This window comes from Pseudomonas palmensis (assembly GCF_017848315.1).
Classification (GTDB): Bacteria; Pseudomonadota; Gammaproteobacteria; order Pseudomonadales; family Pseudomonadaceae; genus Aquipseudomonas; species Aquipseudomonas palmensis.
In genome coordinates this window covers 76,019-98,817 of sequence record NZ_JAFKEC010000014.1, presented here as the reverse complement: position 1 = coordinate 98,817, position 22,799 = coordinate 76,019, and the positions used below count along the sequence as shown (strand labels likewise).

The window sequence follows — 22,799 nt, the reverse complement described above, 5'->3', positions numbered from 1 at the left end:
CCCTAGAACGTGTAGTTCACGCTGGCGACCACGTTGCGCTGGTCGCCGTAGTAGCACCAGAACCCGTCGCAGTTGGCCAGGTAGTCCTTGTTGAACAGGTTCTTGGCTTCCACCGCCACGCTCAGCCCCTTCATGCTGCTGTCCAGGCGACTCAGGTCGTAGTGCACGGCAGCGTCGTACACGGTGTAGGAGCCTACATGCGCCACCTCGGTGTTGGCGGTGTTGCCGTAGGTATCGCCGACATAGCGAACCCCGGCGCCCATGCCGAAGCCGTCCAGCGGGCCGGCGTGCCAGGTGTAGTCGGCCCACAGGGTGGCCTGGTTGCGCGGGATCAGCGCCATGCGGTTGCCGACTTCGCCAGGCACGCCCTTGCGGATCTCGGTATCGGTGTAGGTGTAGGAGCCGACCAGTTTGAGGTTGTCGGTGACGGCGCTGGTGGCTTCCAGCTCGATGCCGCGCACCTGCAATTCACCGACACTGCGAGAGATGCTGCCTTCGGTGACCTTCACGTTGCTCTGGCGCAGGTCGTAGGCGGCTGCAGTCAGCAGGGTGTTGCTGCCCACCGGCTGGAACTTGACGCCCACTTCGTACTGGCGGCCTTCGGTGGGCTTGAACGACTGTGCTGCATCCACGTTGGCGCCGGTGGTCGGCTGGAACGACTCGGTGTAGGACAGGTACGGGGTGAGGCCGTTGTCGAACACGTAGCTCAGGCCCACGTTGCCGGTGAAGGCCTTGTCGCGCTGGGTGCTGGTGGCGTCGCCCTTGTTGTGGAAGGTGGTGCCGGTGTGAATCCAGTCCTCACGCCCGCCCAGGGTCAGGCGCCAGTTGTCCAGGGCGATCTGGTCCTGCACGTAGACGCCGGTCTGGCGGGTTTTCTGGCCGTAGTCCTGCAGCGCGAAATAGTTCACGTTGGACATGTCTGCGCCATACACCGGCCGGATCACGCTGATTGGCGGCACGTTGATGCCGCTGATGTTGCCGTTGGCGTCGTAGTTGTACGAGCCGCCATACAGCCACTGGTAGTTGGTGTTGGAGCGCTGGTGGTCCAGGCCCAGCAGCAGGGTGTGCTCCAGCGCGCCGGTGCTGAAGTTGGCCTGCAGGTTGTTGTCGACAGCGAACTGGCTGATGTCTTCGTTGACGATGCCGGCCTCGCGGTTGACCGTGCCGTCGGGTTCGACGGTATTGAAGGTGGCCACGTTGACCGCGCGAAACGACAGGTCGCTCTTGGTGTAGCGCAGGTTCTGGCGCAGCTGCCATACGTCGTCGAGGCGGTGCTCGAAGGCGTAGCCCAGGGCGTAGTAGGTGCGGTCGTAGAAGTCCCAGCCCGGCTCACCGAGGTTCTTGTGATGGGAAATCTTCGCCCCGGCAGGCGAGGCCAGCCGGGTGCCCTGCAAGGGCAGGAACTGCCCGGTGATGCCGGTATCGTCGCGGGTGAACTGCGAGATGAAGGTCAGGCTGGTGTCGTCGTCGACGTTCCAGGTCAGGCTGGGGGCGAGGTTGTAGCGCTTGTCGGGAATATGGTCGACCGGTGCGTTGCTGTCGCGTACCACGCCGCTGACGCGGTACAGAAACTGGCCGGCGTCGTCGATCTTGCCGGTGCTGTCGAAGTTGATCTGCCGGTGTTCGTTGCTGCCGACCTGGGCTTCGATCTGGTGCGCGCTTTCGGCCTGCGGGCGTCGGCTGAGCATGTCGAGCATGCCGCCGGGCGGGGTCTGGCCATACACCGAAGAGGCCGGGCCGCGCAGTACGGTGATGCGTTCCAGGTTCCAGGGTTCGACCTTGGGGTTGGCGAACGAACCCTTGGGCAGCGGCAGGCCGTCGAGAAACTGGGTGGGGTCGAAGCCGCGCACGCGCAGCCAGTCGGCGCGCGAGTCCGAGCCATAGCCGCTGCTTTGCACGCCCGCGGTGTAACGCAGCGCGTCGTTGAGGTTGAGCACCTGGCGCTGGTCGAGCTGTTCGCGGGTGATCACCGACATCGAGCGTGGCGCCTCGACGATCGGAGTGTCGGTCTTGGTGCCGGCGGCGGTGCGGGTGGCGACGTAGCCGGTGGCCGGGCCCCAGGCGCTCTCGTAGTCGCCGGCGGCGTTGATGCTGGTTTCCGGCAGGGCCAGGCTGCCTTCGGGGGCGGCGATCAGGCTGTAGGTGCCGGCGCTGCTCTGCTGCAGTTGCAGGCCGGTGCCGCGCAGGGCGGCCTGCAGGGCGCCGAGGCCGTCGTACTGGCCGCTGACCGGCGCCGAGGTGCGTCCGCTGGCCAGGCTCGGGTCCAGGGTCAGGGCAATGCCGGCCTGGCTGGCGATCAGGTTGAGGGTGGTCGACAACGGCCCGGCGGGCAGGCTGTAGCTGCGCGCGGCGCTCGATTCGGCGGCGATGGCGGCGGTGCTGGTCAGGGCCAGGGTCAGCAGGCAATGACGCAACAGCTTTTCAAGGGGACGGGACATGCAGCGGTTCCTCGGCGCAATAGTGCTAACTAGCTTCCATGCCGAGTGAAAAGGGAAAAGTGTCAGGGGGTGGGTAAAAAATAATGTTGAGGCCTTCGCCGGCAACGCCCGCTCCTGCAGGAGGGCGTTGCAGGCGAAGGCGTTTTACGGGGTCTCGCCCTTGGCCACGATCGTCACCCACCATGGCGTGCGCTTTTGCACCTGCACCGGCAAGGTCGGCAGCAGCGACTGCAGCGCAAGGTCGGTGTCGTGCAGCGGGAAGCTGCCGGTAATGCGCAACCCGGCCACCTCCGGCGACACCCCCAGGTAGCCGCTGCGGTAACGCCCCAGCTCCTGCACCAGCGCATCCAGGCGCACGTTGTCGACCACCAGCATGCCGTGGGTCCAGGCGTCGGCGCCCAGGGCCAGCGGATCGATGCTGCCCAGCTGGTCGTGACTCATCATCACCTGCTGGCCTTCGCGCACGATCTGCTCGTCGCCGCTGTCCTGCGGCTTGGCTGCCACCGCCGACTGCAACACGCTCAGGCGCGTGCCCTGGTCTTCCAGGCGCACCAGGAAGCGTGTGCCCAGTGCACGCAGGCGCCCGTCGGCCGTGGCGACGATGAACGGACGGTCATCCTTGTGCCCGGTCTCGATGGAAATCTCGCCCTCGCGCAGCACGATCAGGCGCTGCTGGCCATCGAAGCGAACATCCACCGCCGAATGGGTGTTGAGGCTGAGCAGGGTGCCGTCCTCCAGGCGCAGGCTGCGCTGCTCGCCGGTGGCCGTGCGCTGGTCGGCCAGCCAGTAGTCCAGGCTCTGGTGGGTACTCAGCCAGCCGAGCAGGCCGCCCACCAGCACGATGCTGGCCAGCCCGCTGCCCAGCTTGCGCACGCGCTGGCGCAGGCCGGCCCGGGTTTCGCCCAGGGCCTTGCGCGCCGGGCCGGCCGCTGCGGCGAAGCGCTGGTTGAGCATGCCCAGCTGCATCCAGGCCCGCGCATGTTCTTCGTCTGCCGCGTGCCAGCGCTCGAAATCGGCACGCTCCTCGGCGCTGCCCGCATCCAGGCACAGCTGCCAGGCGATGGCGGCATCAAGCACCTTGGCCGATACCGGCCTGCTACTGAAGCCGTTCATGTCGGCTCGCCGTACAGCGCCACATAGCACTGGCGCATGCCCTGGGCCAGGTACTGGCGCACCCGCGACACCGACACGCCCAGGCGCTCGGCGATCTCGGCATGGCCCATGCCGTCGAGGCGGTTGTACAGGAACGCGGCGCGCGCCTTGCTCGACAGCTTGCCCAGCAGGCGGTCGATGGCCTTGAGGTCTTCGAGGATCAGGTGCTGTTCTTCCGGTGACGGCTGCTCGGCTTCGGGGATCAGCATCAGTTCGGCGAGGTACGCTTGCTCCAGTGCCGCCCGGCGAAAGTGGTCGAACAGCAGGCCGCGCGCCACCGCGGCCAGGAACGCCCGCGGCTCGCGTGGTGCGGGCAGCTGCTCGCGCCCGAGCAGGCGCACGAAGGTGTCCTGGCTCAGGTCTTCGGCGCGCTCGGCACAGGCGACGTTGCGCCGCAGCCAGCCCAGCAGCCAGCCGCGATGGTCACGGTACAGCGCACCAACCAGCTCACCGTGTGGGCTTTGCACTGACGACAAGGTGTTCCCCGGAATAGATGTGTTAACTAACGAGAATTATTCGCGATTGTGTCAGAGCCGCTGGCACTGTGCAATTAACGCTCATCGGATGACGTATCCGGGGGCTGGTCAGAAGCCGTGGCTGTGTTGCCGTCGCCGGCGCCAGCCTTGCAGGCGATGCTCCAGCAGCAGCGGGCTGTCGATGTGTTGGCGTCGCGCCTGGCTGAACAGGATCAGTGCCAGTTCGGCAGTGACCTGTGCATCGGCGCTGGCGTGGTGGCGTTCACCGGCCTGCAGGCCGAAGTGTGCGGTCCAGTCGTCGAGCCCGGCGTCGCGCAACACCACGTCGGGGTTGAGCAGCGGGGCCAGCTCGGCCACGTCGATGAACGGGTGCTGCAGGCGGTAGCCCAGGCTGTCCTTCAGGGCGCGGCTGAGCATGCGCTGGTCGAAGCCGGCGTGGAACGCCAGCAGCGGGCTGTCGCCGATGAACGCCATGAGGTCGAGCAGTGCATCGGCCGGCACGCAGCCGGCGGCAATCGCACTGGGCCCCAGGCCATGGATCAGCACGCTGGGGCCCGGCTTGTGGTCATGCCGGTGCAGGGTGCGCTCGAACTGCTGGCTGAAGTCGATGGCGCCGTCCTCGATCACCACCGCGCCAATCGACAGCACCTGGTCGCGGTTCAGGTTCAGACCGGTGGTTTCCAGGTCCAGCACCACCCAGCGCTGGGCGCGCAGGGTGTGGTCCTGCAGCGGGGCGGGGCCGGGCAGTTGGGCCAGACGCTGCTGCTGGGCGGCGTCCAGTGCGGGTTGGCTGGGGCGCAGCCAGGCGAACAGGCTCATGACAGGTCGCTCATAGTTGGTAGCGCAGGGCCAGGCTGCTTTGCAGACGCTGGGCCTGGCGCAGCGATTCGCGCAGGATGCGCCGGTCCAGGTCGTTGAGGCTGTCGGGGTCGACGCGGTTGGAGTAGGGCAGGTTCTGGCGGGTCTGCAACTGGTGCTGCTGCATGCGGGTCTGCTGGATGAAGTGGTAGGCCTCTTCATAGGCGCCGCCATCGAGCGGGTCGATCACTTCCTTGCCTACCAGCTGGCGCAGGCGCTCCAGGGTGTTGTTGGCGTGCACGCCATTGGCCAGCGCCAGCAGGCGCGCGCCGTCGACGAAGGGCGTGAGGCCCTGCACCTTGAGGTCGAGGGTGGCGGCCTTGTCGTTGCCGCTGCGGGTCAGCACGAATTCGCGAAAGCGCCCCACGGGCGGGCGCTGGCGCAGTGCGTTGGCGGCCATCATGCGCTGGAACAGGCGGTTGTCGGCGACCTGGTCGAGGATGCCCTGGCGCAGTTGTTCGCACGCCTGTTCGTCACCCCACACCACGCGCAGGTCGAAATAGATGCTCGAGGCCAGCAGGTTCTCGGGGGTGGCTTCGCGGATGAACGCGGCAAAGCGCCGAGCCCACTCGGCCCTCGACAGACACAGCTCGGGGTTGCCGGCCATGATGTTGCCCTTGCACAGGGTGAAGCCGCACTGCGCCAGGCCCTGGTTGATGTGCTGCGCCAGCGGCAGCAGGCGGGCGCGAATTTCGGCAGCCTGGGCCGCGTCGCGTGCCTCGAACAGGATGCCGTTGTCCTGGTCGGTGTGCAGGGTCTGTTCGCGGCGGCCTTCGCTGCCGAAGCACAGCCAGCTGAACGGCACGCCGGGGTCGCCCTTGTCCTGGATCGCCAGTTCGATCACCCGGCACACGGTGTGGTCGTTGAGCAGGGTGATGATGTGGGTGATCTGGGTGGACGAGGCGCCATGGGCGAGCATGCGCTCGACCAGCTGGCCGATCTCGCCGCGCAGCGACACCAGGTTCTCGACCCGCGCGGCGTGACGGATGGTGCGCGCCAGGTGTACCAGGTCGACCCGCTGCAGCGAGAACAGGTCGCGCTCGGAGACCACCCCGCACAGACGCTGGTCCTGTACCAGGCACACATGGGCGATATGGCGCTCGGTCATCGCGATGGCGGCGTCGAAGGCGCTGGCCTGGGGGCTGAGGTAGAAAGGCGCGGCGGTCATGTGCGCGGCGATCGGCGCGGCGAAGTCGGCACTGGCATCGGCCACCACCTGGCGCAGGTCGCGCAGGGTGAAGATGCCGACCGGTGCGCGCTGCTCGTCGACGATCACGATGCTGCCCACCTGCTGCTCGTGCATCAGGCGTACGGCCTCGCGTACGGGCGTATCTGGGACGCAGGTGACCGGATGACGCATGGCCAGCTCACCCAGGCGGGTATTGAGCGAATACTGGTTGCCGAGGGTTTCAACTGCGCGGCGCTGGACCTGCTGGTTGACCTGGTCGAGCAGGCTGCTGACGCCCCGCAGGGCAAAATCCCGAAACACTTCTGAGAGTGCGAACAGGCGGATGAACGCCGCCTTGTTCAGTTGCAGGCAGAAGGTGTCTTCGGCGGCCAGGTGTTCGGTACGGGTGGCACGCTCGCCCAGCAGGGCGGCCAGCGGGAAGCACTCGCCTCCGGTGATCTCGAAGGTGGTCTCGGTGCCGGTGGCGGCATGGTTGCGCTCGCCCACCACGCGTCCCTGCTTGACGATGTAGAAGTGCTCGACGGGTCCGTCGGCAGGCTTGATGATGCTCTCACCGCTGGCGTAGAAGCGCAGCTGGCATTGTTCCACCAGGTACGCCAGGTGGGCGTTTTCCATCTGGTTGAAGGGAGGAAAGCGTTGCAGGAACTGCATGGTGCCGTGAATATTCTGCAGTACTGCGGTTTTGCCGGCCTGGTCGAAGGCGTCCATCTTGCTCATGAGCTTTACCGCATCTGTGCGTCGGCGCCGAGGGCCGAGCATTTGTTTTTATCGTGCTGCATGGTCGGCCGCGGGGTGCGCAGTGCCCATTGGACGTTTGTCTAAAGCGGGTAAGCGTCAATTATCCGACGAAAGGCGGGTTGCGGCACATGCGTTTGCGGTCTGAACTTGATTCAACGGATATTTTTACGATGGAACAGCCATGCCCGAAGCCGACGACATACTGAGCGAAGCCGAGCGCAAGGCGCTGGCGAGCGTGACTGCGCGCGGGACCGCGCTGCCCAAGGTGCTGATCGTCGAAGACGACAAAGGCTCGCGCGAAGCGCTGGCGAGTTACTTGAAGGCCCATGGCATTCGTTGCCTTGCCGCAGAAAACACCACGGTGGCGTTCGACTACCTCAAGCGCGAACCCAGGATCGGGCTGCTGATTACCGACCTGCGCATGCAGCCGGTGGGGGGCATCGAGTTCATCGAGCAGATTCGTGAGTCGGACCAGGCGGCGTTGCCGATCATCATCGTGTCGGGCGATGCCAAGGTGCAGGACGCGATTGCGGCAATGCACCTGAGCGTGGTCGACTTTCTGCTCAAGCCGCTCGACCAGGAGAAGCTGGAAAAGCTGGTGAAACTGGTGAGGCATGAGCTGGGCATCGGCTGAACCCCTTCGCTGGCTTGCCAGCGAAGGGGTGCGTCAGGCAGCGCTGTAACGAGCTTACAGCCCGTTGCGCGCCTTGAACTCGCGACGACGGCGATGCAGTACCGGCTCGGTATAACCGTTCGGCTGCTTCGCACCCTCGATCACCAGCTCGACCGCCGCCTGGAAGGCGATGTTGCTGTCGAAGTCCGGTGCCATCGGGCGGTACAGCGGGTCGTTGGCGTTCTGCTTGTCGACCACCGGCGCCATGCGCTTGAGGCCTTCGATCACCTGCGCCTCGCTGATGATGCCGTGACGCAGCCAGTTGGCCAGCAACTGCGCGGAAATCCGCAGGGTGGCGCGGTCTTCCATCAGGCCCACATCGTTGATGTCCGGCACTTTCGAGCAACCCACGCCCTGGTCGATCCAGCGCACTACATAGCCAAGAATGCCCTGGGCATTGTTGTCCAGTTCGTTGCGGATCTCTTCGTCCGACCAGTTGGTGTCGGTGGCCAGCGGAATGGTCAGGATATCGTCGACCGAGGCCGGCGCACGCTTGGCAAGCTCCGCCTGGCGGGCGAACACGTCGACCTTGTGATAGTGCAGCGCGTGCAGCGCGGCGGCGGTCGGCGACGGCACCCAGGCGGTGTTGGCACCGGCCAGTGGGTGGGCGATCTTCTGCTCGAGCATGTCGGCCATCAGATCAGGCATGGCCCACATGCCCTTGCCGATCTGCGCGCGGCCCTGCAGGCCGGTGGCAAGGCCCACGTCGACGTTGTTGTTCTCGTAGGCACCGATCCACTTCTGGGTTTTCATGGCGCCCTTGCGCACCACGGCGCCCGCTTCCATGGAGGTGTGGATCTCGTCACCGGTACGGTCGAGGAAGCCGGTGTTGATGAACACCACGCGCTCGCTGGCGGCCTGGATGCAAGCCTTGAGGTTGACCGTGGTACGGCGCTCCTCGTCCATGATGCCGACCTTCAGGGTGTTGCGCTTGAGGCCCAGCACGTCTTCGACGCGACCGAACAGCTCGTTGGTGAAGGCGGCTTCTTCAGGGCCGTGCATCTTCGGCTTGACGATGTACACCGAGCCGGTGCGGCTGTTCTTGCGGGTGGTGTTGCCGTTGAGGTTGTGCACCGCAGCCAGGTTGGTGACCAGCGCATCGAGGATGCCTTCGGGCACTTCGTTGCCATCCTTGTCGAGGATCGCGTCGATGGTCATCAGGTGACCGACGTTGCGCACGAACAGCAGCGAACGGCCATGCAGGCTCAGCGAGCCGCCATTGGGCGCGGTGTACTCGCGGTCCGGGTTCATGGTGCGGGTGAAGGTCTGGCCGGCCTTGCTCACGCTTTCGGCCAGGTCGCCCTTCATCAGGCCCAGCCAGTTGCGGTAGATCACCACCTTGTCGTCGGCATCCACCGCGGCCACGGAGTCTTCGCAGTCCATGATGGTGGTCAGGGCGGCTTCCATCAGCACGTCCTTGACTCCGGCGGCGTCGGTCTGGCCGACCGGGGTGCTGGCATCGATCTGGATCTCGAAGTGCAGGCCGTTGTTTTTCAGCAGCACGGCGACAGGGGCCGTGGCATCGCCCTGGTAGCCGACCAGTTGCGCGTCGTCGCGCAGGCCGCTGTTGCTGCCACCCTTGAGGGTGACCACCAGCTTGCCATCGGCAATGCTGTAGCGGGTGGCATCGACGTGGGAGCCGGCCGCCAGTGGCGCAGACTCGTCGAGGAAGGCGCGGGCGAAGGCGATGACCTTGTCGCCGCGTACCTTGTTGTAGCCCTTGCCCTTCTCGGCGCCACCGGCTTCGCTGATGGCGTCGGTGCCGTACAGCGCGTCGTACAGCGAGCCCCAGCGGGCGTTGGAGGCGTTGAGGGCGAAGCGTGCGTTCATCACCGGCACTACCAGCTGCGGGCCGGCCATGCGAGCGATCTCGTCATCGACATTCTGGGTGGAGGCCTGGAAGTCCGCCGCTTCTGGCAGCAGGTAGCCGATCTCCTGGAGGAAGGCCTTGTAAGCCGGAGCATCGTGGGCCTGGCCCTTGCGCGCCTGGTGCCAGGCGTCGATCTGCGCCTGCAGGGTGTCACGCTTGGCCAGCAGGGCTTTGTTCTTTGGAGCGAGGTCGTTGATGATCTTCTCTGCCCCGATCCAGAACTGCTCGGCGTTGACGCCGGTTCCGGGAATGGCTTCGTTGTTCACGAAGTCGAACAGGACTTTGGCGACCTGAAGGCCACCGACTTGAACGTGTTCAGTCATTGCTTGCCTCACTCTGCTCAGCTATTCAGCTCTTGTTTCAACATTTTTGTAGTGCGCGTCGCGGCATACTACATGAAGCGCTGCGCTTGGGAAAATCAGACTAAATACGCCGTTTTGCGACCATTTGGTCGCAAAACGTCGTTCTGGGAGCGGGCATGTTCTCAAAAATCGAGTGAATTGTTCCAGATAAATCTAAAAACAGTACACGATTTGTTGTTCGAGCCCGCTGCGGCAGGTTGCCGCGCCTTGCCTATACTTGATCGGCGCCCCCGGTATTCGGGGGCTGGAGAGAGGACTGGCGCGTGGATCATCTTGTCTTGACCGTGATTGCCCCTGACCGCGCCGGCCAGGTGGAGCGGGTGGCCGAATGCATCGCCGAGCATAACGGCAACTGGCTGGAGAGTCGCATGTCGCGCATGGCAGGGCAATTCGCCGGCATCCTGCGCGTCGCGGTACCGGCCGAATCCTATGACGAACTGGTGGAGGCGTTGCAGGCGCTGGGCAAGCACGGGATTCGCGTGCTGATCGCCGAAAGCGGCATCGAGCCGTCGTGCACCTGGAAGCCGATCGCGATGGAGCTGGTGGGCAACGATCGCCCCGGCATCGTGCGCGACATCACCCGGCTGCTGGCCGAACAGGGGGTGAACCTGGAGCGCTTCAGTACCGACGTGCGGCCCGCGCCGATGAGCAGCGAGCCGCTGTTTCACGCCGATGCGCTGCTGGCCCTGCCGCTGACGCTGTCGCTGGATGACCTGCAACAGCGCCTGGAGGCCCTGGCCGACGATCTGATGGTGGAGCTCAAGCTGCGCCCCGAAGAGTCGGCGTAGGGGGTGGCGTAGCGCTCAGGTGCGCCGGCGAATGCTCAGCCAGGCATCCACGCTGTACAGTGCCAGGCCGGCCCAGATGAACATGAACGCCACCAGTGTGCTGCTCGACAGATGTTCGTCGAACAGCAGCACCGCCTGCAGCAGCACCAGGGTCGGCGCCAGGTACTGCAGAAAGCCCAGAGTGGTGTAAGGCAGATGCCGCGCGGCGGCGTTGAAGCACACCAGCGGTATCAGCGTGACGGGCCCGGCGGCGGCCAGCCACAGCGCGTCGCTGGTGCTGTAGAAGCTGGCCTGGGCGCTGTGGGCCATGGGGTTGAGCAGCAGCCAGCCGATGGCCAGCGGTACCAGCATCCAGGTTTCCACCACCAGCCCCGGCAACGCCGCCACTGGCGCCTGCTTGCGGATCAGCCCGTAGAAGCCGAAGCTCAGCGCCAGTACCAGCGACACCCATGGCAGGCTGCCCACCTGCCACACCTGCTGCGCCACCCCCACTGCCGCCAGGCCTACCGCCACCCACTGCAGGCGGCGCAGACGCTCGCCCAGCAGCAACATGCCCAGCAGCACGTTGACCAGCGGGTTGATGTAGTAACCCAGGCTCGCCTCGAGCATGCGCCCGTTGTTCACCGACCACACATAGGTCAGCCAGTTGCCCGCGATCAGCGATCCGCTCAGGGCCAGGATTGCCAGGCGCCGCGGGTTGTCGCGCAGTTCGCGCCACCAGCCCGGGTGCTTCCAGAACAGCAGCAGGATCGAGCCGAACAGGGCCGACCACAGCACCCGATGCACGATGATTTCCACGGCGGGCACGTTCTGCAGGGCTTTGAAATAGATGGGGAACAAGCCCCAGATGATGTAGGCGGTCAGGCCCAGTATGTACCCGCGGCGCGGGTTGGCGGCTTGCATGCTGATTCCTTGCTTAGGCAGCTATCTAAAACCCGGCTATTGTAGACAGACTGGCAGCAGGTTCTAGAACAATTTCAGCGGCTCTTCGGCCAGTGCGGCGGTCTGCTCACGCAGGGCCAGGACCTGGTCGCCCCAGTAGCGTTCGCTGCCGAACCACGGGAAGCTGCGCGGGAACGCCGGGTCGTCCCAGCGGCGCGCCAGCCAGGCGCTGTAGTGCAACTGGCGCAGGGCGCGCAGCGGTTCGATCAGGGCCAGTTCGCGGGGGTCGAAATCATGGAACTCGTTGTAGCCATCCATCAGTTCGGCCAGCTGGCCCAGGCGCTCGTGACGATCGCCGGCGAGCATCATCCACAGGTCCTGCACGGCGGGGCCCATGCGGCAGTCGTCCAGGTCGACGATGTGGAACACCTCGTCGCGGCACATCATGTTGCCGGGGTGGCAGTCGCCGTGCAGGCGGATGCTCTTGTACGGGGTGCGGGCGTAGGCGTCCTCCACGCGCTTGAGCAGGTCACGGGCCACCGACTCGTAGGCCGGCAGCAGGCTGCGCGGCACGAAGTTGCCTTCGAGCAGGGTGGCGAGGGAGGCGTGACCGAAGTTGGCCACGCCCAGCGCTTCACGGTGTTCGAACGGGCGCGTGGCGCCGACCGCGTGCAGGCGACCGAGCAACTGGCCGAGGCGGTACAGCTGGTCGAGGTTGCCCGGCTCCGGCGCGCGGCCGCCACGGCGCGGGAACAGTGTGAAGCGAAAGCCTGCATGCTCGAACAGGCTCTGGTCGTTGTGCACCAGCGGGGCGACCACGGGGACTTCGCAGTCGGCCAGTTCGGCGGTGAAGGCGTGCTCCTCGAGAATCGCCGCGTTGCTCCAGCGGCCGGGGCGATAGAACTTGGCGATCAGCGGTTCGGCGTCTTCGATGCCCACCTGGTAGACACGGTTCTCGTAGCTGTTGAGTGCCAGAACACGAGCGTCGCTGAGAAAGCCGATGCTTTCGACAGCGTCCAGGACCAGGTCGGGGGTAAGGGTATCGAAGGGGTGTGACATGGGAACTCCTGCAGCGCGACGGGTGGCCGGGCGTATGAGAGCCATGGTACAGCACCCCGGGGACGCTGCATGCCCCATCGCGGGTCAAGCCCGCTCCCACAAGGAAATCGCTGAACCTGTGGGAGCGGGCTTGACCCGCGATGGGCTGTGCTGCAGCCCCAATAATCTAGAGCGGCGTACCCAGCAGCACATACGCCGGCGAGAACCGCACTGCCACTTCACTGCCTACCGCCACCCGGTTGTCCAGCAGCCACTGCGGCTCGGCAAATGCGCACAGCGTCTGGCCGTTGCTCAGGCTCAGGCGCACCTCGGTAGTCCCTTGCGGGTCATCGATCAGTTCCTGTACCACGGCGCTCAACTGGTTGACCTGCGCCGGCCCGGGCATCGCCACCTCCAGCCAGCCGGCCTTGATCAGCGCCACCACCGGCGTGCCCGGTTCCAGCTCCAGGCGCAAGGTGCTGTCATGGGTGATCTGTGCCTCGATGCGCAGCCCCCCGGCCAGGGTCAGCTCCACGGTGTCGATGCGGCCCTGCGCGCGAATGGCGCTGACCCGCCCATGCAACTGATTGCGCGCACTGGTGCGCAGCATCAGGCGCCCGAGCAGGTCGAGATCGTCGGAGTCTTCGGCCGCTTCCAGCACCTGCGCCTGCAACAGTTGCAGCTTCTGGTACAGGCGCAACACCCGCTGCCCCTCCAGCGACAGTTTCGCCCCACCGCCGCCGCGCCCGCCCACGCTGCGTTCCACCAGCGGGCTGGCGGCCAGGTTGTTGAGCTCGTCGATGGCATCCCACGCGGCCTTGTAGCTGATGCCGGCGCTCTTGGCCGCCCGGGTGATCGACCCCTGCTCGGCGATGTGGGCAAGCAGGGCGATGCGTTGCGGGCGACGGACGATATGTTGGGTCAACAGGGCAGGCAGGGACATGGGTGGGCACGCAGTCGGGGCAGGGATGGCCCAGAAAGTGCCCGCCGCCCCGGCGCAAGTCAAGCGCCGCCGGGCTTGGGCGTGCGTGCCAGGCAGTATACGTCCACCCGCGTGGCACCCGCCGCCCGCAACAGGCTGGCCAATGCCTGCGCAGTGGCGCCGGTGGTGAGCACATCGTCGACGATCGCCACATGCTGCCCCCTGATCGCCGCCGAATCGGCCAGGGCAAAGGCGTGGCGCAGGTTGCGCTTGCGCGCCTTGGCCGTCAGCCCCTGCTGGGCCGCCGTTTCTTGCGGGCGTTGGAGCAGACGTGGCTTGCAGGCGATCTCCAACTGCCCGGCCAACCACTGGGCAAGCATCGCAGCCTGGTTGAAGCCGCGTTCGCGCAGGCGCCGGCGCGCCAGCGGTACCGGCAACAGCAGGCCGGGCCGCGGCAGGTCTTCGGCAAAGCGGTAGGCAAGCCAGTTGCCCAGCAGTTGCGCCAGCAATCGGCCCAGCGGCCACTGGCGCTGGTGCTTGAAGCGGGTGATCAGTGCATCCACCGGGAAGCCGTAGTGCCAGGGCGCCTCGACCCGGGTGAAGGCGGGTGGGCGGCGGCTGCACTGGCCGCAGGTCAGGCCATGCATCGGCAAGGGCAGCGCGCAGGTTCGACAGCATTCTTCCAGCCAGGGCAGTTCGGCCTCGCAGGCCACGCAAATGGGGTGTGACTGCTGGGCAGGTTCATCGCACAGCAAACATGCTTGATTGATATTTAGCCAGTTGTAAACCAGTTGTTTAAGGTGTGGTTGACAGTGCATGGCGCTTCCTTAACTATGCGAGCTATCCGTGATGCGCTGGCGGGCTTTCCTGTCCCGGCGCCAGTACAAGCCTAAACAAGGAAACACCCATGAGCGCCAGCACAACTGCAACGCTTCGTCACGACTGGTCCCTGGCCGAAGTCAAAGCACTGTTCCAGCTACCGTTCAACGACCTGCTGTTTCAGGCGCAGACCGTTCACCGCGCGCATTTCGACGCCAACCGCGTTCAGGTCTCGACCCTGCTGTCGATCAAGACCGGCGCCTGCCCGGAAGATTGCAAATATTGTCCGCAGTCCGGCCACTACAACACTGGCCTGGAAAAACAGAAGCTGATGGAGGTGCAGAAGGTGCTGGAGGAGGCCGCCCGGGCCAAGGCCATCGGCTCCACGCGATTCTGCATGGGCGCGGCGTGGAAGCACCCGTCGGCCAAGGACATGCCCTACGTGCTGCAGATGGTCAAAGGGGTCAAGGCGCTGGGCCTGGAAACCTGCATGACCCTGGGCAAGCTCGACCAGGAGCAGACCGTGGCCCTGGCCCAGGCCGGCCTGGACTACTACAACCACAACCTGGACACCTCGCCGGAGTTCTACGGCAGCATCATCACCACCCGCACCTACGGCGAGCGCCTGCAGACCCTGGCTTATGTGCGCGATGCCGGGATGAAGATCTGTTCGGGGGGGATCCTGGGCATGGGCGAATCGCTGGACGACCGCGCCGGGCTGCTGATCCAGCTGGCCAACCTCCCGGAGCACCCCGAATCGGTGCCGATCAACATGCTGGTGAAGGTGGCGGGCACGCCGCTCGAGAATGCCGAAGACGTCGACCCGTTCGACTTCATCCGCATGCTGGCAGTGGCGCGCATCCTCATGCCGCAGTCCCATGTGCGCCTGTCGGCCGGGCGCGAGGCGATGAACGAACAGATGCAGGCACTGGCCTTCTTCGCCGGGGCCAACTCGATCTTCTACGGCGAGAAGCTGCTGACCACCGCCAACCCGCAGGCCGACAAGGACATGCAACTGTTCGCGCGCCTGGGCATCCAGCCTGAAGCGCGCGAAGAGCACGCCGACGAGGTGCACCAGGCGGCCATCGAGCAGGCGCTGATCGAGCAGAAGAGCAGCGAGCTGTTCTACGACGCCGCCTCCGCCTGAGGTCGCCATGAGCTTTGATCTGAGTGCGCGCCTGGAACAACGGCGCGCTGCGGCGCTGTATCGCCAGCGCCCCCTGCTGCAGAGCCCGCAGGGGCCGCAGGTGATGGTGGACGGCACGCCGTTGCTGGCGTTTTGCAGCAACGACTACCTGGGCCTGGCCAACCACCCCGAGGTGATCGACGCCTGGCGTGCCGGCGCTGAGCGTTGGGGCGTGGGCGGCGGGGCGTCGCACCTGGTGATCGGCCACAGCTCGCCGCACCATGAACTGGAACTGGCCCTGGCCGAGTTTACCGGTCGCCCGCGCGCGCTGCTGTTCACCACCGGCTACCTGGCCAACCTGGGTGCGTTGACCGCGCTGGTGGGGCAGGGCGACAGCGTGCTGCAGGATCGCCTCAACCATGCTTCGCTGCTGGATGGCGGGTTGCTCAGTGGCGCGCGCTTCAGCCGCTACCTGCACAACGATGCCGACAGCCTCGGCAAGCGCCTGGACAAGGCCACCGGCAATGCGCTGGTGGTCACCGATGGCGTGTTCAGCATGGACGGCGACATCGCCGACCTGCCGGCACTGGCTGCCCAGGCGCAGGCCAGGGGCGCCTGGCTGATGGTCGACGATGCCCACGGCTTCGGCACCCTGGGCCGCCACGGCGGTGGCGTGGTGGAGCATTTCGGCCTGGACATGGGGCAGGTACCGGTGCTGGTCGGCACCCTGGGCAAGGCCTTCGGTACCGCCGGTGCATTCGTCGCCGGCAGTGAGGAACTGATCGAGTGCCTGATCCAGTTCGCCCGCCCGTACATCTATACCACCAGCCAGCCACCGGCCCTGGCCTGCGCCACGCTCAGGAGCCTGCAACTGCTGCGTGACGAGCACTGGCGCCGCGAGCACCTGGCTGCGCTGATCCGCCAGTTCCGTCAGGGCGCCGAGCAGATCGGCCTGCACCTGATGGACAGTTTCACGCCGATCCAGCCGATTCTGATCGGCGATGCCGCAAGGGCCATGCGGCTGTCGGCGATGTTGCGCGAACGCGGGCTGATGGTCACGGCGATCCGTCCACCGACGGTGCCGGCCGGCAGTGCCCGGCTGCGCGTGACCCTGACCGCCGCCCACAGCGCCGCGCAGGTACAGCTATTGTTGAATGCATTGGCCGAGTGTCATTCGCTGCTGGAGCCTGCTGATGCGTGATCGACTGATTCTGTTGCCGGGCTGGGGCCTGGGTACCGCTGCACTGGAGCCGCTGGCCGCGAGCTTGCGCGCCCTGGATGCCAAGCTGCACGTGGAGCTGGTGCCTCTGCCGGAGCTGGATGGCAGTGACGTGCCTGTATGGCTGGATCACCTGGACCGCACGTTGCCTACCGACACCTGGCTGGGAGGCTGGTCGCTGGGCGGCATGCTCGCCGCCGAGCTTGCGGCGCGACGCGGCGATCACTGCTGCGGGCTGGTGACGCTGGGCAGCAACGCCAGCTTCGTGGCCCGTGCGGACTGGCCCCATGGCATGCCGACCGACACCTTCAATACCTTTCTCGACGGTTGCCGTAGCCATACGCAAGTGACGCTCAAGCGCTTCAAGTCGCTGTGCAGCCAGGGCGCCCAGGCGCCGCGCAGCCTGGCGCGGTTGCTGGAGGTGGGGGTGCCGGCAACCGACCCGCTGTACCTGGCCACGGGCCTGGAGGTATTGCGGAAACTCGATACCCGGGCTGCGCTGAGCAACTTCGGCGGCCCGCAGTTGCACCTGTTCGCAGGCAGCGACGCGCTGGTGCCGGTCGAGGCGGCCAAGGCGCTGTTCGAACTGCTGCAGGACGTCGAGGTGGGCATTGTCGAGGACAGCGCCCACGCCTTCCTGCTGGAGCACGCCCAGGCGTTGGCGACCTTTATCAAGACCTTCCTGCACGAGAGTGGCGATGACTGATCTTTCCCTGCCCAGGCTGCCCGGCGCCTTGCCCGACAAGTGCCAGGTGGCGGCCTCGTTTTCCCGTGCTGCAGCCAGCTACGACAGTGTCGCCGCGTTGCAGCGGGCGGTGGGCGCTCATCTGCTGGCGCAGCTGCCCGCCGATTTGCAACCGCGTTGCTGGATCGATCTGGGCAGTGGCACCGGGCATTTCAGCCGGCACTTGCAGCAACGTTATCCACAAGGGCTGGGTGTAGCGGTGGATATCGCCGAAGGCATGCTGCTGCATGCCCGTGAGCTGGGGGGCGCGCATTACCATGTGGCGGGCGATGCCGAGCGTCTGCCGCTGCGTGATGGCAGCGCCGGGCTGATCTTCTCCAGCCTGGCGGTGCAGTGGTGCGCCGACCTGGCTGCGGTGCTGCGTGAAGCGCAGCGGGTTCTGCAGCCTGGGGGCGTGCTGGCGTTCGCCAGCCTGTGCGTGGGCACGCTGTTCGAGCTGCGTGAAAGCTGGCAGGCGGTGGACGGGCTGGTGCACGTCAATCGCTTCCGCCCTCTGGCGGACTACCAGCGTCTGTGTGCCGACAGCGGGCTGCAGGTGCTCGGGCTGGAGGCCCGGCCCCATGTACTGCATTACCCCGATGTGCGCAGCCTGACCCATGAGCTCAAGGCGCTGGGCGCACACAACCTCAACCCCGGTCGCCCCGCCGGCCTGACCGGCAGGGCACGCATGCAGGGCCTGCTGCAGGCCTACGAGCGCTTTCGCCAGCCGCAGGGACTGCCCGCCACCTATCAGGTAGTCTATGCGGTACTGCACAAGCCGCAGCACCAGGGGGATTGAGATGCATGCTGCCTATTTCATCGCCGGCACCGATACCGATGTGGGCAAGACCACCATTGCCGCCGGCCTGCTGCATGCGGCACGTCTGGCCGGCCTGAGTACCCTTGGGGCCAAGCCGGTAGCGTCGGGCTGCGAGGTGACCCCCAAGGGCCTGCGCAACGCCGATGCACTGGCCCTGATCGCGCAAAGCAGCCTCACGCTGCCCTATGCGCAGCTCAACCCTTTTGCCTTCGAGCCCGCCATCGCCCCGCACCTGGCGGCCCGCGAGGCGGGTGTTGCGCTGAGCGTGCAGGCGTTGCTGGCGCCGATGCGCACGGTGCTGGCGCACAACGCCGATTTCACCCTGATCGAAGGGGCGGGTGGCTGGCGGGTGCCGTTGTCCGATCAGGCCAATCTGTCGGACCTGGCGATTGCCCTCAAGCTGCCGGTGATCCTGGTGGTAGGCGTGCGCCTGGGTTGCATCAACCATGCGCTGCTCAGTGCCGAGGCGATTGCCCGCGATGGCCTGCAACTGGCCGGCTGGGTGGCGAACATCATCGAGCCGCGCACCTCGCGCCTGGAGGAGAACCTGGCTTCGCTTGCCGAACGCCTGCCGGCCCCCTGCCTGGGCCGGGTGCCAAAACTCAAGGTGGCCAGCGCCGAGGCGGTGGCCGCATACCTGCAGCTGGATTTGCTCGACTAGGCTGAGTCTATTGAAGGGCACTGTTTCATTAGTGTTTTTGACGGGCCTTTTGCCGGGTTGTCTGCTTCAATAGGGGCCATTGATGTCATCTGTGCCTTCCGTCACCTGGAGAGTTTGAAATGGAAATCTCGGGCAGTTCCGCATTCTATGCCGGCCTGGGCGCCATTCAGAGCGGCCAGAACCGCGTCGATCAGGCCGCCAGCCAGATCGCCAACACCACTGTCGAACGTGCTGCCACCAGCCAATCCAGCGACTACCAGGCCGAACGCCTGCGCTCGGTCGACCGCAGCCAGCAGATGGACCTGGCCACCAGCACCGTCGAACTTGCCCTGGGCAAGCATCAGGTCGAGCTGGGTGTCAAAGTGGCCAAGGCCTCCGACGAAATGCTTGGCACGCTGATCGATACCTACGCCTGAGCCAGCCGGCCCTCGCATCTTCCCGGTTTTACCCCTCCATCCTGACTCGACGCCCTGGCCCAAGGCCGGGCGCCTTGTCGTGCCTGCGTTCTGTCGAGCAGGGCCGGAGCGTAGCCTGCCATGGCAGAAATGCCCTCATGGGGGTGCTTGACAAGGTTTCGGCGTAAACGTATGTTTCAAACAACTGTTTGACCGAAAGCCGCCTAGAGCTGGTCGGTGTATGTCGCGGTCTCCCTATTCAAGGATCCATCAGCAGAGGTTCATCGCTATGCCTGATTACAAAGCCCCCTTGCGTGATATTCGTTTCGTTCGCGATGAACTGCTGGGCTACGAAGCGCACTATCAGAGCCTGCCGGCTTGCCAGGACGCCACCCCCGACATGGTCGATGCGATCCTCGAGGAAGGCGCCAAGTTTTGTGAACAGGTACTGGCCCCGCTGAACCGTGTGGGCGACCTGGAAGGCTGCACCTGGAGCGAGTCGGGCGTTAAGACCCCCACCGGCTTCAAGGAAGCCTACAAGCAGTTCGTCGAAGGCGGCTGGCCGAGCCTGGCCCATGACGTCGATCACGGCGGCCAGGGTCTGCCCGAGTCGCTGGGCCTGGCGGTCAGCGAAATGGTCGGCGAGTCGAACTGGTCGTGGGGCATGTACCCGGGCCTGTCGCACGGCGCGATGAACACCATCTCCGAGCACGGCACCGCCGAGCAGCAGAACACCTACCTGACCAAGCTGGTATCCGGCGAATGGACCGGCACCATGTGCCTGACCGAACCGCACTGCGGTACCGACCTGGGCATGCTGCGCACCAAGGCCGAACCTCAGGCCGACGGTTCCTACAAGGTCACCGGCACCAAGATCTTCATCTCGGCCGGTGAACACGACATGGCCGACAACATCGTGCACATCGTGCTGGCGCGCCTGCCCGATGCACCGGCCGGCACCAAAGGCATCTCGCTGTTCATCGTGCCCAAGTTCCTGCCGACCGCCGAAGGCGGTGTGGGCGAGCGCAACGCCGTTTCCTGTGGCTCCATCGAACACAAGATGGGCATCCACGGCAACGCTACCTGCGTGATGAACTTCGACGCCGCCACCGGCTACCTGATCGGCCCGGCCAACAAGGGCCTGAACTGCATGTTCACCTTCATGAACACCGCTCGCCTGGGTACCGCGCTGCAAGGCCTGGCCCACGCCGAAGTGGCGTTCCAGGGTGGCCTGAAGTATGCCCGCGACCGCCTGCAGATGCGTTCGCTGACCGGCCCCAAGGCGCCGGACAAGGCGGCTGACCCGATCATCGTCCACCCGGACGTGCGTCGCATGCTGCTGACCATGAAAGCCTTCGCCGAAGGCAACCGCGCGATGGTGTACTTCACCGCCAAGCAGGTCGACATCGTCAAGTACAGCCAGGACGAAGAAGAGAAGAAGAAGGCCGACGCACTGCTGGCCTTCATGACCCCGATCGCCAAGGCGTTCATGACCGAAGTCGGCTTCGAGTCGGCCAACCACGGCGTGCAGATCTACGGCGGCCACGGCTTCATCGCCGAGTGGGGCATGGAGCAGAACGTTCGCGACAGCCGCATCTCGATGCTGTACGAAGGCACCACCGGCATCCAGGCGCTGGACCTGCTGGGCCGCAAGGTGCTGATGACCCAGGGCGAGGCGCTCAAGGGCTTCACCAAGATCGTGCACAAGTTCGTCCAGAACAACGAAGGCAACGAGGCCATCAGCGAGTTTGTCGCGCCATTGGCCAAGTTGAACAAGGAGTGGGGCGAACTGACCATGAAGGTCGGCATGGCCGCGATGAAGGACCGCGAAGAAGTCGGTGCCGCCTCGGTGGACTACCTGATGTACTCCGGTTACGCCTGCCTGGCCTACTTCTGGGCCGACATGGCGCGCCTGGCCGCCGAGAAACTGGCTGCCGGCACCAGCGAAGAGGCGTTCTACACCGCCAAGCTGCAGACCGCGCGCTTCTACTTCCAGCGCATCCTGCCGCGGACCCGCACGCATGTGGAAACCATGCTGTCGGGCGCGAGCAACCTGATGGACATGAACGAAGAGCACTTCGGCCTCTCGTACTGAGTCATCGCCTGAAGCAAGAAAGCCCGCCCTTACCGGCGGGTTTTTTTATGCGCCAGTCAGAACCTGATACGAATACGTGCTAAGCCCTGCTCCCACCCTGCCGTTACAAGTGCTGCCGGCATATTCATCTATTCATGTGCGCTGCCGACACATTAAAGGCACAATGCCATTACTTGATCTGCCGGGTCGGAGATTCCCTTGTTTCGTTTATCCGCTGTACGACTGAGCCATTTTCTGCCGTCACTGTTCCTGCTGGTGTCGGGGCTCGCCGCTGCTTATGTCAGAGACCTCAACGTCTTCTTCACCTCGCTGTTCAACGTGCTGCCAACCCTGGTGCTGCTGCTGGGCGGGGCCTACTGCACGGTCTACCGCCGTCAGCGTGAACTGTTCCTGATGGTCACGGTGTATATCGCCTACTTCCTGCTCGACACCCAGACCGACTACTACCGCGACAATGGCGTGGTACGCCAGGACGCCGCCGTGGTGTTCCACCTGGTGTGCCTGTTGCTGCCCATCCTGTTTGCGCTGTACGGCGCCTGGCAGGAGCGCACGCACCTGTTCCAGGACATGGTGGCGCGCTTTGCCGTGCTGCTGGCGGTCGGCAGCACGGCGCTGGGGCTGGAGCAGAGCTACCCGCAGGCGCTGCTCAACTGGCTCGCGGAAATCCGCTGGCCGGCGCTGCACGGTCAGTGGATGAGCCTGATCCAGCTGGCCTACCCGGTGTTTCTGCTCGCCTTCATCCTGCTGGTGGTGCAGTACCTGCGCGAACCGCGCCCGCTGCATGCGGCGCAGGTGATCGGTCTGATGGGGATCTTCTGGATGCTGCCGCAGACCTTCATCCTGCCCTTCACCCTGAACATCATGTGCAGCCAGGTGATGCTGATGATCGCCGCCGCGGTCTCCCACGAGGCCTACCAGATGGCATTTCGCGACGAGCTCACCGGCCTGCCGGGGCGCCGCGCGCTCAACGAGCGCATGCAGCGTCTGGGGCGCAACTATGTGCTGGCGATGACCGACGTCGACCACTTCAAGAAATTCAACGATACCCACGGGCACGACGTGGGCGACCAGGTGCTGCGCCTGGTGGCCAGCAAACTGTCCAAGGTCACCGGCGGGGGCCGCGCCTACCGCTATGGCGGCGAGGAGTTCGCCCTGGTGTTCGCGGCCAAGACCATCGAGGAATGCCTGCCGCACCTGGAGGCGGTGCGCGAGGTGATCGCCAACTACAATATCCAGCTGCGCAACCAGGACAGCCGCCCCCAGGACGACCAGCAGGGGCGACAACGCCGTGGGGCGGCCGGGGCCAGCAGCGTGTCGGTGACCATCAGCATCGGTGCCGCCGAGCGCCTGCCCGAGCACCGCAGCCCCGATGAGGTGCTCAAGTCGGCCGACCAGGCGCTGTACAGTGCCAAGGGAGCGGGGCGTAACTGCACCATGACCTACGGCCACCAGAGCAAGCGTGGAGCGGTGCGCACGGCGTGACCAGAAGTGACTATATGGTCGCCAGATGACCCTATGTGTCACAAAAGTTGTTAGGTTACACTGGCTCGCAAC

20 protein-coding genes are annotated in these 22,799 nt (G+C 65.5%); 10 read left to right on the top strand and 10 right to left on the bottom strand.

What is annotated here, in order from left to right; genetic code table 11:
* Positions 1-2: 2 nt before the first annotated feature.
* The 5 genes from JZZ72_RS10820 to JZZ72_RS10800 form a co-directional block, all read right to left on the bottom strand.
* Positions 3-2,438: a TonB-dependent siderophore receptor gene (locus JZZ72_RS10820; protein ID WP_210014449.1), complete on the bottom strand. Its 2,436-nt coding sequence runs from the start codon at positions 2,436-2,438 to the stop codon at positions 3-5.
* 144 nt (positions 2,439-2,582) lie between these two features.
* Entirely contained in the window at positions 2,583-3,551 is a 969-nt protein-coding gene (locus tag JZZ72_RS10815) for a FecR domain-containing protein (protein ID WP_054915985.1), read from the bottom strand.
* Entirely contained in the window at positions 3,548-4,066 is a 519-nt protein-coding gene (locus tag JZZ72_RS10810) for an RNA polymerase sigma factor (protein ID WP_043863668.1), read from the bottom strand. Before JZZ72_RS10810 ends, JZZ72_RS10815 begins: the two co-directional genes overlap by 4 nt.
* Before the next feature lie 108 nt (positions 4,067-4,174).
* Positions 4,175-4,885 (bottom strand): 3'-5' exonuclease, encoded by a 711-nt coding sequence (locus JZZ72_RS10805; RefSeq protein WP_043863669.1) that lies wholly within the window; start codon positions 4,883-4,885, stop codon positions 4,175-4,177.
* Positions 4,886-4,895: 10 nt separating this feature from the next.
* Positions 4,896-6,830 carry a DUF294 nucleotidyltransferase-like domain-containing protein gene (locus JZZ72_RS10800; protein ID WP_210014448.1) on the bottom strand — a complete coding sequence of 645 codons (1,935 nt, stop codon included), beginning with the start codon at positions 6,828-6,830 and terminating at the stop codon, positions 4,896-4,898.
* Between the two features lie 202 nt (positions 6,831-7,032).
* Here JZZ72_RS10800 and JZZ72_RS10795 point away from each other — a divergent pair, with 202 nt between their 5' ends.
* Entirely contained in the window at positions 7,033-7,485 is a 453-nt protein-coding gene (locus JZZ72_RS10795) for a response regulator (RefSeq protein ID WP_054915983.1), read from the top strand.
* A 54-nt stretch (positions 7,486-7,539) separates the two neighbouring features.
* Here JZZ72_RS10795 and JZZ72_RS10790 read toward each other — a convergent pair whose 3' ends face one another.
* Positions 7,540-9,717 carry a malate synthase G gene (locus JZZ72_RS10790; RefSeq protein WP_043863672.1) on the bottom strand — a complete coding sequence of 726 codons (2,178 nt, stop codon included), beginning with the start codon at positions 9,715-9,717 and terminating at the stop codon, positions 7,540-7,542.
* A 302-nt stretch (positions 9,718-10,019) separates the two neighbouring features.
* On the opposite strand from JZZ72_RS10790, the gene JZZ72_RS10785 reads away from it, so the two are divergent.
* The gene (locus tag JZZ72_RS10785) at positions 10,020-10,544 is read left to right on the top strand and encodes a glycine cleavage system protein R (RefSeq protein ID WP_043863673.1); all 525 of its coding nucleotides are present in this window, start codon (positions 10,020-10,022) and stop codon (positions 10,542-10,544) included.
* A gap of 15 nt (positions 10,545-10,559) precedes the next feature.
* Here the strand turns inward: JZZ72_RS10785 and rarD are convergent, their stop codons facing one another.
* The 4 genes from rarD to JZZ72_RS10765 form a co-directional block, all read right to left on the bottom strand.
* A complete protein-coding gene (gene rarD / locus JZZ72_RS10780; protein WP_054915981.1) occupies positions 10,560-11,447 on the bottom strand; it encodes an EamA family transporter RarD in 888 nt (295 codons plus the stop codon).
* A 63-nt stretch (positions 11,448-11,510) separates the two neighbouring features.
* Positions 11,511-12,485 carry a serine/threonine protein kinase gene (locus JZZ72_RS10775; RefSeq protein ID WP_100634789.1) on the bottom strand — a complete coding sequence of 325 codons (975 nt, stop codon included), beginning with the start codon at positions 12,483-12,485 and terminating at the stop codon, positions 11,511-11,513.
* Positions 12,486-12,651: 166 nt separating this feature from the next.
* On the bottom strand, positions 12,652-13,407 hold the full coding sequence (locus JZZ72_RS10770; RefSeq protein ID WP_043863676.1) for a TOBE domain-containing protein: 756 nt from the start codon (positions 13,405-13,407) through the stop codon (positions 12,652-12,654).
* A 59-nt stretch (positions 13,408-13,466) separates the two neighbouring features.
* On the bottom strand, positions 13,467-14,204 hold the full coding sequence (locus JZZ72_RS10765; RefSeq protein ID WP_210014447.1) for a ComF family protein: 738 nt from the start codon (positions 14,202-14,204) through the stop codon (positions 13,467-13,469).
* Between the two features lie 89 nt (positions 14,205-14,293).
* Here JZZ72_RS10765 and bioB point away from each other — a divergent pair, with 89 nt between their 5' ends.
* From bioB to JZZ72_RS10725, 8 genes are all read left to right on the top strand, one after another.
* Positions 14,294-15,352 (top strand): biotin synthase BioB, encoded by a 1,059-nt coding sequence (bioB, locus tag JZZ72_RS10760; protein ID WP_043863678.1) that lies wholly within the window; start codon positions 14,294-14,296, stop codon positions 15,350-15,352.
* 7 nt (positions 15,353-15,359) lie between these two features.
* Positions 15,360-16,532: an 8-amino-7-oxononanoate synthase gene (gene bioF / locus JZZ72_RS10755; RefSeq protein ID WP_043863679.1), complete on the top strand. Its 1,173-nt coding sequence runs from the start codon at positions 15,360-15,362 to the stop codon at positions 16,530-16,532.
* The gene (locus tag JZZ72_RS10750) at positions 16,525-17,256 is read left to right on the top strand and encodes an alpha/beta fold hydrolase (RefSeq protein ID WP_058541820.1); all 732 of its coding nucleotides are present in this window, start codon (positions 16,525-16,527) and stop codon (positions 17,254-17,256) included. Before bioF ends, JZZ72_RS10750 begins: the two co-directional genes overlap by 8 nt.
* Positions 17,249-18,073 (top strand): malonyl-ACP O-methyltransferase BioC, encoded by an 825-nt coding sequence (gene bioC / locus JZZ72_RS10745; protein WP_210014446.1) that lies wholly within the window; start codon positions 17,249-17,251, stop codon positions 18,071-18,073. The genes JZZ72_RS10750 and bioC overlap by 8 nt, the downstream gene beginning before the upstream one ends.
* A gap of 1 nt (position 18,074) precedes the next feature.
* On the top strand, positions 18,075-18,755 hold the full coding sequence (gene bioD / locus JZZ72_RS10740; protein WP_043863682.1) for a dethiobiotin synthase: 681 nt from the start codon (positions 18,075-18,077) through the stop codon (positions 18,753-18,755).
* Positions 18,756-18,874: 119 nt separating this feature from the next.
* Positions 18,875-19,171, top strand: a complete 297-nt coding sequence (locus tag JZZ72_RS10735; protein ID WP_043863683.1) for a hypothetical protein — start codon at positions 18,875-18,877, stop codon at positions 19,169-19,171.
* Positions 19,172-19,439: 268 nt separating this feature from the next.
* Positions 19,440-21,245 carry a phenylacyl-CoA dehydrogenase gene (locus JZZ72_RS10730; RefSeq protein WP_043863684.1) on the top strand — a complete coding sequence of 602 codons (1,806 nt, stop codon included), beginning with the start codon at positions 19,440-19,442 and terminating at the stop codon, positions 21,243-21,245.
* Between the two features lie 198 nt (positions 21,246-21,443).
* Complete coding sequence (locus JZZ72_RS10725) at positions 21,444-22,727, top strand: GGDEF domain-containing protein (protein WP_043863685.1); 1,284 nt, start codon at positions 21,444-21,446, stop codon at positions 22,725-22,727.
* Positions 22,728-22,799 lie beyond the last annotated feature (72 nt).

Excerpts from the sequence above, each read along its gene's own strand:
- JZZ72_RS10820 (WP_210014449.1), bottom strand. The coding sequence starts at position 2,438 with ATGTCCCGTCCCCTTGAAAAGCTGTTGCGTCATTGCCTGCTGACCCTG.
- JZZ72_RS10815 (WP_054915985.1), bottom strand. The coding sequence starts at position 3,551 with ATGAACGGCTTCAGTAGCAGGCCGGTATCGGCCAAGGTGCTTGATGCC.
- JZZ72_RS10805 (WP_043863669.1), bottom strand. The coding sequence starts at position 4,885 with ATGAGCCTGTTCGCCTGGCTGCGCCCCAGCCAACCCGCACTGGACGCC.
- JZZ72_RS10800 (WP_210014448.1), bottom strand. The coding sequence starts at position 6,830 with ATGAGCAAGATGGACGCCTTCGACCAGGCCGGCAAAACCGCAGTACTG.
- JZZ72_RS10795 (WP_054915983.1), top strand. The coding sequence starts at position 7,033 with ATGCCCGAAGCCGACGACATACTGAGCGAAGCCGAGCGCAAGGCGCTG.
- JZZ72_RS10790 (WP_043863672.1), bottom strand. The coding sequence starts at position 9,717 with ATGACTGAACACGTTCAAGTCGGTGGCCTTCAGGTCGCCAAAGTCCTG.
- rarD (WP_054915981.1), bottom strand. The coding sequence starts at position 11,447 with ATGCAAGCCGCCAACCCGCGCCGCGGGTACATACTGGGCCTGACCGCC.
- JZZ72_RS10775 (WP_100634789.1), bottom strand. The coding sequence starts at position 12,485 with ATGTCACACCCCTTCGATACCCTTACCCCCGACCTGGTCCTGGACGCT.
- JZZ72_RS10770 (WP_043863676.1), bottom strand. The coding sequence starts at position 13,407 with ATGTCCCTGCCTGCCCTGTTGACCCAACATATCGTCCGTCGCCCGCAA.
- JZZ72_RS10765 (WP_210014447.1), bottom strand. The coding sequence starts at position 14,204 with ATGCACTGTCAACCACACCTTAAACAACTGGTTTACAACTGGCTAAAT.
- bioB (WP_043863678.1), top strand. The coding sequence starts at position 14,294 with ATGAGCGCCAGCACAACTGCAACGCTTCGTCACGACTGGTCCCTGGCC.
- bioF (WP_043863679.1), top strand. The coding sequence starts at position 15,360 with ATGAGCTTTGATCTGAGTGCGCGCCTGGAACAACGGCGCGCTGCGGCG.
- JZZ72_RS10750 (WP_058541820.1), top strand. The coding sequence starts at position 16,525 with ATGCGTGATCGACTGATTCTGTTGCCGGGCTGGGGCCTGGGTACCGCT.
- bioC (WP_210014446.1), top strand. The coding sequence starts at position 17,249 with ATGACTGATCTTTCCCTGCCCAGGCTGCCCGGCGCCTTGCCCGACAAG.
- bioD (WP_043863682.1), top strand. The coding sequence starts at position 18,075 with ATGCATGCTGCCTATTTCATCGCCGGCACCGATACCGATGTGGGCAAG.
- JZZ72_RS10735 (WP_043863683.1), top strand. The coding sequence starts at position 18,875 with ATGGAAATCTCGGGCAGTTCCGCATTCTATGCCGGCCTGGGCGCCATT.
- JZZ72_RS10730 (WP_043863684.1), top strand. The coding sequence starts at position 19,440 with ATGCCTGATTACAAAGCCCCCTTGCGTGATATTCGTTTCGTTCGCGAT.